This is a genomic window from Psychrobacter pasteurii, from assembly GCF_900162815.1.
Taxonomy (GTDB): domain Bacteria; phylum Pseudomonadota; class Gammaproteobacteria; order Pseudomonadales; family Moraxellaceae; genus Psychrobacter; species Psychrobacter pasteurii.
In genome coordinates this window covers 1-7,673 of record NZ_FUGD01000103.1, presented here as the reverse complement: position 1 = coordinate 7,673, position 7,673 = coordinate 1, and the positions used below count along the sequence as shown (strand labels likewise).

Annotated in this window: 7 protein-coding genes and 1 pseudogene; 4 read left to right on the top strand and 4 right to left on the bottom strand. The window is 42.7% G+C overall.

All coding sequences use genetic code 11. The features are described from left to right. Positions 1-199 (top strand): annotated as a pseudogene (locus tag A1232T_RS14255) (IS4 family transposase); the annotation flags it as partial. 119 nt (positions 200-318) lie between these two features. On the opposite strand, the gene A1232T_RS09260 reads toward A1232T_RS14255, so the two are convergent. Continuing rightward, positions 319-1,938 carry an OmpA family protein gene (locus tag A1232T_RS09260; protein WP_077449146.1) on the bottom strand — a complete coding sequence of 540 codons (1,620 nt, stop codon included), beginning with the start codon at positions 1,936-1,938 and terminating at the stop codon, positions 319-321. A 361-nt stretch (positions 1,939-2,299) separates the two neighbouring features. Between A1232T_RS09260 and A1232T_RS09255 the strand changes: the two genes are divergently transcribed. After that, positions 2,300-2,920, top strand: a complete 621-nt coding sequence (locus A1232T_RS09255) for a rhomboid family intramembrane serine protease (protein WP_077449145.1) — start codon at positions 2,300-2,302, stop codon at positions 2,918-2,920. A 99-nt stretch (positions 2,921-3,019) separates the two neighbouring features. Here the strand turns inward: A1232T_RS09255 and hemA are convergent, their stop codons facing one another. Continuing rightward, positions 3,020-4,381 (bottom strand): glutamyl-tRNA reductase, encoded by a 1,362-nt coding sequence (gene hemA, locus A1232T_RS09250; RefSeq protein ID WP_077449144.1) that lies wholly within the window; start codon positions 4,379-4,381, stop codon positions 3,020-3,022. A 296-nt stretch (positions 4,382-4,677) separates the two neighbouring features. On the opposite strand from hemA, the gene A1232T_RS09245 reads away from it, so the two are divergent. Continuing rightward, complete coding sequence (locus A1232T_RS09245) at positions 4,678-5,598, top strand: DUF72 domain-containing protein (protein ID WP_244152440.1); 921 nt, start codon at positions 4,678-4,680, stop codon at positions 5,596-5,598. Between the two features lie 112 nt (positions 5,599-5,710). Here the strand turns inward: A1232T_RS09245 and A1232T_RS09240 are convergent, their stop codons facing one another. After that, positions 5,711-6,337, bottom strand: coding sequence for a superoxide dismutase (locus A1232T_RS09240; protein ID WP_077449143.1), 627 nt, complete (start codon positions 6,335-6,337; stop codon positions 5,711-5,713). 533 nt (positions 6,338-6,870) lie between these two features. Between A1232T_RS09240 and rdgB the strand changes: the two genes are divergently transcribed. Continuing rightward, on the top strand, positions 6,871-7,509 hold the full coding sequence (rdgB, locus tag A1232T_RS09235) for an RdgB/HAM1 family non-canonical purine NTP pyrophosphatase (protein ID WP_077449142.1): 639 nt from the start codon (positions 6,871-6,873) through the stop codon (positions 7,507-7,509). A 13-nt stretch (positions 7,510-7,522) separates the two neighbouring features. On the opposite strand, the gene A1232T_RS09230 is transcribed toward rdgB, so the two are convergent. Next, positions 7,523-7,673: zinc ribbon domain-containing protein (locus A1232T_RS09230; RefSeq protein ID WP_143513955.1), on the bottom strand; the 151-nt coding region annotated here is incomplete at its 5' end.

Here is a 7,673-nt window from a genome sequence, read left to right as displayed (position 1 = left end):
TATGGCGTCTATTACGATTGTTGATCTGTTACGGTTTGCGCCTTTACAGGCTGCAGGACTCTTCCCTAAGTTGTTAGATGCAGTTTTAGAGGAAGGAAAATTGTTTGTTATTCCTGAACGTAGAAAGCGATCTTGCCCGAGGGTGGTTAAGGGGAAACCACAAAAATATCCCAAAAAAATACCAGTCAGCGTTAACTGACTGGCATTAGCCCCTAAGGACGGTCTTTTTTACTTGAGAGTTCCTAGCCTTGGAAGGCTAGGTCTCAAATACTATTAATTTCACTTACTATTAATTACTAAGCAGTTTTTAAACTTCAATTACTGAGCTTCAGTTTCTGTAGTAACTTCCATATCATCTGCTTCTACAACGTTAGCTGTATCTTGAGTTACTTCAATTTCTTCAGTACCCATTGCAGTTTCGTCATATACAGTGAACTCAATACGACGGTTACGGAACTTACCATTGTCAGTTTCGTTAGTAGCGATAGGATCCGTTTCACCCATACCTTTGGTCATTAGTTTAGAAGCATCTGCACCTTTAGACACTAAGTAATCTTTTACAGCATCTGCACGGCGCTGTGACAAGTCTTTGTTATAAGCATCATCACCATCGCTATCAGTATGACCTAAGATCATCAGCTCCATTTCTGGAACATTTTTCATCACTTCTACTGCACGATCTAGTACTGCTTTGTTAGCTTCTGGGATATCTGACTTGTCTACTGCAAAGTTGATAACTTGTAAGCTTAAAGCACGTGCCACATCTCTAGGATCTGGGTTGTCACCTAGATTATTGATTGCTGCAGTTGAATCAGCAATACTTTGCTCAATTTCAGCATCTAAATCTAGAGGACCTGCAGCAATAACGTTTAGAGCAGGAGCTGCCGCTTTAATATCAGCAACCAGTTTATCAAGCTGTGCTTGGTCTGGCGCATCGATACGAACGTCGTTACCTTCAAAGATTACGTTAGCATTAGGCGTATCTTTAATTAGCGGTAAGATTGCACCTAAGTGAGCTGCTGCTGGCATATCGGTAGCGAAGTTACTGTACACTTCGGCACGACAGTTGTCTGCATCAGCACCAAATACGTCTTTAACGGCATTAGTCACTGTGTTACCTAGCTCATCATTACCCGCACTGATACGACAAGCATATAAGTCATTGCCTTCGCCTGTTGCTAGCGTTAATACAGCAGGATCAAGCTCTACATCGCCAGCACCAGCTGTTTCAGCAGGCTGATGTACAGTTTGTTCTGGAGAAGCTACTGGAGCTGGGTCTTTTTGACAGCCTTTTAATAGCGCCCAAGCTAGAGCAGCTAGAATAATTAGACCAATAATAGGCAATAAAGCTTTTAAGAACCCGCCACCCTCTTTCTCTTCACGCTGTAAAGGGGCGTTACTGGTCGTATCTGAAATACGATGACCAGCCGTATTAGCATGGGCAGCAGTAGGCGTCGCCGCAGCACCGGTAGCTGCATTAGCATTTAGAGCATGAGCGCCTGCAGCACCTGCACCTAATAGACCAGCTGGTAACACAGCGGTTGCCCAAGCTGGGATATGATCACGGAAAGAGCTTAGGTTATCGCGTAAGAACTGTGGAATAGGCGTGCCACCTGCCAGACTTTTAATTTCATTAAAGGCTAACGGAGCAGCTGAAGCCAATAAGCCTTTAACTGAGATAACGTCAACATTATTATGAGCAGCTAACTCATTGGCGATGTTTGATTTTTGAGTTTCATCTGTCCATAAACGGTCGAATAAACCTAAATCTTCACGGTTTATCTCTTGTGTCCCTAGACGATTAAACGTATCGTTGTCTGAAAGTTTAGCGGCAAACAAAGCATAAAACTGTTTTAATAAGCTTTCATTTTGAGGGTTATGATTGTCACCCAAAACAGCGGGCGTCACCGTACGGGCTAAATGACCAATAATATCCATTGTAAGATTCTCCTAAATAGTGAAAAAGTATGTCAGGTAAATTCAAGCTAAGAATACGTCCACCAACACTAAACTTTAATTTTTTAAATTAATTGTTTGAATAGCGACTAGGGTTTGGTACTTAAAGGCTTGATACAAGTAAGTCTTGACACAAGTTAAGCTTTTTTATTTACCGAACTTGGTTACCACAATACCCCATCTTCTAAATAAGTACGTTATATTCAAGTAAATTCTCAGTTAAGGCTTGTTACAGAGTTATGAATTGCTCACAAACTGATAAAATATCTATGTAGAACTTATTCATATTAATAGTGTAAATATAAGCCTAGTCTTTGATCCATTTTTCCAGTAAGGAAGCACCTTGAACAGTTTATTAAGCAGTCATACCACGTTAATTATTATTATCACCGTCATCATTAGTCTTTTGGCCTGGCAAAAACAAGAGCTAATGAACAAACTTATCTTTTATCCTCCTGCGGTGAATAAAGGCGAATGGCATCGCTTTATCACCCACGGCTTCGTCCACGCTGACAGTACTCACCTGCTATTCAACATGTTTACCTTATACTTCTTCGGCCGAGCGGTAGAAAGGTTCTTTAATCAGTTTTTAGGGGGCTTTGGGTTTTTAGCTGTGTATTTAGGGGCGATTATCGTGGCTATGATTCCTAGCTACTTAAAGCATAAAAACGATCCTCGCTATCGTAGCTTGGGTGCCTCGGGCGGGGTGTCAGCGATATTGTTCTCGTTTATTTTAATGGCTCCATGGAGCATGTTATATCTGTTTGCCATTGTCCCTATCCCAGCTATCGTGTTTGCTATCGCTTATGTGGCTTACAGCATTCATGCCAACAACAAAGGCAACTCTAATATCAATCACTTGGCCCATTTGTGGGGCGGTGGTTTTGGGGTGCTAGCGACTATTTTATTGTCTCCAAGCGTATTGCCTCACTTTTTATCAGCGTTAATGAACCCCTCATTTTAATAACTCATTTTGATAAAAAATGCGTTGCTTGTGGCGTTACTTATGAGAATAAAAAAAGGAGTGCTTTAATAGCACTCCTTTTTTATTTTCATTAAACCTTTATTTTTTACGATAGGCCTCTTTTAGCCCCTCGATGATCAAATCTAGCATTTCTGAATTGCCATGATGGGCTGCGCGGCGCATCAAAGAAGAGGGAGCATGCGATAAGGTTTGTGTTAATCGCCGTGTCAGCTCTATCATCATATCCTCAGCACTGCTGTCTGTGGTCTTTAACTGATGCAGCATATCCTGTAGTACTGCATTGGCTTTTTGTTGGCTGGTATTGCGGTAGTCGTAGATGTCCTGTCCGACTTTACGCACTTGGAAGCGGCGCTCAATCTCAACTACTAGATGACTTACTAAAAGCTCGGCTTCAACCGCAGCTTGACGGCGTTTTTCTAAGTTACCGGCGATAACGTGCTGAAGGTCATCGACAGAATACAAGTACACATCATCGAGCTTGCCCACATTTGAGTCGATGTCTCTAGGAACGGCCAGATCCACCATCAGCATCGGTTTATAACGGCGTTTTTTTAACGCTCGCTGCGTCATAGTCTTATCAATTAGCATGTCCATGCTACCACTACAACTACTGACAATATCAGCTTGAGGCAATAAGCTATCTAGCTCGTTTAAGGAATGTACTTCAATCTGCAAACCTGGACGTTGTAATTCTTCAGCCAGTGCTTGAGCTCTTTGTGGCGTACGGTTACAAATAAGAATCTTTTTTACACCAAGTGCAGAGATGTGCTGAGCCACCAAGCGGTTCATTTCACCGGCTGCCACTAATAAAAAAGTCGCTTCTTGTGGCTTATCAAAAATTTGGGTTACTAACTTTGAGGCCGCATATCCCAATGAGATGGCTTGAGTCCCTACATCCGTCTCATTACGTACTCTTTTTGCTCCAGCAAATATTTGCTCAACCACCCAGTTTAGCTGATTGGTTAAGTAACCATATTCTTTGGCTTCTGCTACCGAGCGTTTGATTTGACCGAAAATCTGCGGCTCACCCAAGATCATAGAATCTAGCCCTGCCGCCACTCTTAACAAGTGCGTTAACGCCTGACCATCTATATAGTCATACAAATAAGGACGTACTTCTTCGACAGGTAAATGCTTAAAATCCGCTAGCCAGTGAATGAGCTGTTCAGTAAGCTGGGTGGTAGTTACTGGCTCCATTGACTGTTTTTGTTCTGCAGCGGCTAAAGAGTCTGTAGTGGGAACCTGATCCATTAGCGCTTGAGTATTGGGCGCTAAAGCATAGATTTCGGTGCGGTTACAGGTCGATATGATAAGGCTGCCTGCCGTTAAAGACTGCAGTTGTGCTTGCGCCACCTGTATGTCGCCGCCCACAAATGCTAACCGTTCACGCAGAGCGACGGGGGCAGTTTTATGGTTCATACCGATGACTACGAGATTCATGTAAAATCTACCAACTAATTTGAAGTTAAACCGCTAATATTAAGTGCTTATCAGAAGCACAGCTATAAAAATGACTCACTACTGCTTATAGATAAGGGCTCACTGGCCTTTATCAAGAGTAAGCATCGCTGAGCCCTGTAATCGACTGGGCTTACAGGGATATTTATAATAGAAGAAAGCATAACTGAAGATATAAACCAAGAATTATAGCATTGAATGCCAATACATTCACGAATGCTATATTATATAGCTTCAAAGACTCAGCTTATGAAGGCTGTGTCAACAAGGGCTGGCATTTGACAGCCGCTACAAATTGGCTTAGCTTATCGCCTATGATGACCTCTATTCCGCAATCCTCAGCCACACCGACGCCCACTGTTTATCTGGGTACCGGTGGTTATAGCGATACCGACATGCTGGGCACGCTATACCCGATTGGCACCAAAAAGACTGACTTTTTGGCCGAATACGCCAAACACTACGGTGCCGTTGAGATTAATAGCAGCTTTTATGCGCCACTGGGTCATAAAGCTTATGAGGGCATGCTTAGAAAGTCTGAAGGTAAAGTTAAGTTTGCCATCAAGCTACACCAAGACTTTAGCCATACCTTGAAGGCCACCCCTGAACATGCGACTGCCTTTATAGAGGCCTTGCAGCCTTTGATTGAAGCAGACTGCCTCGCTCCTTTACTGATTCAGTTCCCACATGGCTTCGATAGAACTCATGCCAATCGTCTATATTTGGCCAAACTTGCCAACTGGTTTAGTGACTATCCACTGGCCATAGAATTCCGACATGCCAGCTGGCACATTCCTCAAGTAGAACACAGTTTTCAACAGTTTGGATTAATCTGGTGTAGTGTGGATTATCCGCAAGTGAACGGCTTACCTAATTCTCGGCTGCTATTCACCCAAGGCAATAGAAATACCGATCAAGAAAATGCCCAAGCTAAAACTCTGAGCAAACAGAAGCGTATTGGCTATCTAAGAATGCATGGTAACAATCTAAACTGGTGGAATGCCCTATCAGCAAGTGAGCGACATGATTACCGCTACACGCCACAAGAGATGCAAAACTGGGCTCAGGCCATTGCCAATCAGCGTCAGCACTTCGATGAGCTTTATGTGTTCTTTCAAAACTCAACCAAGGCGCACGCCTATTACAATATTCAAATGCTACGCTCTGCTCTAGAGAACTTACAGTTTCAGGTCCTATAAACCAGGCTCAAGTGTTATAAATCTTTTAAACCAACCAAACTAAAAAAAGGACACCCGAAGGTATCCTTTTTTGCATTAAGTCAAAGACATTAAAGCGTTAGAGTTGAATCAACTATGCTTCAACACCAGCGTCTTGGCCTTTGTACTTAGCGTTTGCGTAGTCCCAGTTTACTAACTTGTCTAGGAAAGTGTCAACATAGTCAGGACGACGGTTACGGTAATCGATGTAGTAAGCGTGTTCCCAAACGTCACAAGTTAGAACCGCTACTTTACCGTGTGCTAGTGGAGTGTCAGCGTTTGCAGTTTTCATGATAGACAGTTTACCGCCTACAGAATCTGCTACTAACCAAGCCCAACCTGAACCGAACTGTGAAGTTGCTGCATTTTTGAACTCTTCACGGAACTTGTCGTACGAACCAAAATCTTCTTCGATTTTCGCTTTTAGGTCGCCAGTAGGAGCGCCGCCACCGTTTGGTGTCATGCAGTTCCAGTAGAAGGTGTGGTTCCAAACTTGAGCAGCTTGGTTGAACATACCTTGTTTGCTGTCATCTTTAGCAGTTGCAGTGATGATTTCTGCAAGGCCTTTGCCTTCTAGACCAGAACCAGGTAGCAATTCGTTAAGCTTAGTAACGTATGCATTGTGGTGCTTGTCATGGTGGAATTCTAGAGTTTCAGCACTGATATGTGGCTCAAGTGCGTCTTTTGCATAAGGAAGATCTGGTAGAGTAATGTTTGACATATTATTTTATCCTTTGGCTGTGTTAGCCTGGCTCTAACCTACTTTTTGTTTAAAGGGCTAGGATGTTAATGCTAAAGCGCATGTCACATCAGGCTAAGTGGCTTGTTGTTATTAAAAATCCTTAATTCGTAAGGCTCTCACTCATTTTTGCTTACATCAAAGATATCGATATAGGCAAACCTGATATATACACCCTTACCTATGCAAGCCCTCTAAATGTCGTTTATTCAGAGAGCTAAACTTGCATGGTCACAATCATACTCTTTACTGTTTTTTGACACAACTAAGCAGTTAGCTAGCTACAGTTAATACTACTTTTGTCTAGCTACAGTTAATACTACTTTTGTGAAGCCAGTATTAAATTGTCGAATAAAGATTATAATTGCTAATTCTTGCCACATAGTATAACAAAGCCAAGCCACCAACTCAGTTACTGAATGTTATGTCACGTAGTTAAATTTTTAATTATTATGATTAATAAAACCAATCATTAAGTTCAATACCACCAGTTTTCTAACAAAAGGACCCTTTATATGACTTCTCTTTTTAACTCAGACACGACCGCCAAGTGGGTGTTAGCCAGCAACAACAAAGGCAAATTAAATGAGTTTAAACGCTTATTTGAAGCCGCTAACCTCAATATCGATATTGTGCCTCAAGGTCAGTTAAACATTGAAGATGCCGTTGAAGATGGATTGAGCTTTATTGAGAACGCCATTATTAAAGCCCGTCACGCCAGTCGTATTAGCGGCCTACCCGCCATTGCCGATGACTCAGGTCTGTGTGTGCCTGCTTTGGGGAATGCTCCTGGTATTTATTCAGCACGTTATGCCGGCGAGCATGGTAATGATGCCAATAACAACGCCAAACTTATGGCTGACCTACAGCCTATTCGGGAACAAAACCAAAACACTCCTATTAAAGGCTACTTCGTCTGCGTTCTGGCCTTAGTCCGTCATGCTGATGACCCACTACCTATTATTGCTCAAGGCTTATGGCAAGGTGAGATACTCCCACAGCCGCAAGGTGAAAATGGCTTTGGCTATGACCCTCTATTTTGGGTTCCTGAATTACAACTGACAGCTGCGGCCATGAATCCTGAACAAAAAAACAAAATCAGTCACCGTGGTCTTGCTATAAATAGCTTATTACAACAACTTAGCACTTTTTGACCTCCTCCCCTCGCTAAACCGAGGGGATTCCTACAGCTAGACGGTCAAGCCCGACCGCAAGGATATTCTTAGCAGCATTGATATCTCTATCATGCCATGTGCGACACTCAGCACAAGCCCATCCTCTTATTCGCAAACCTGCTCTACCTTTTGGACTACTGTCA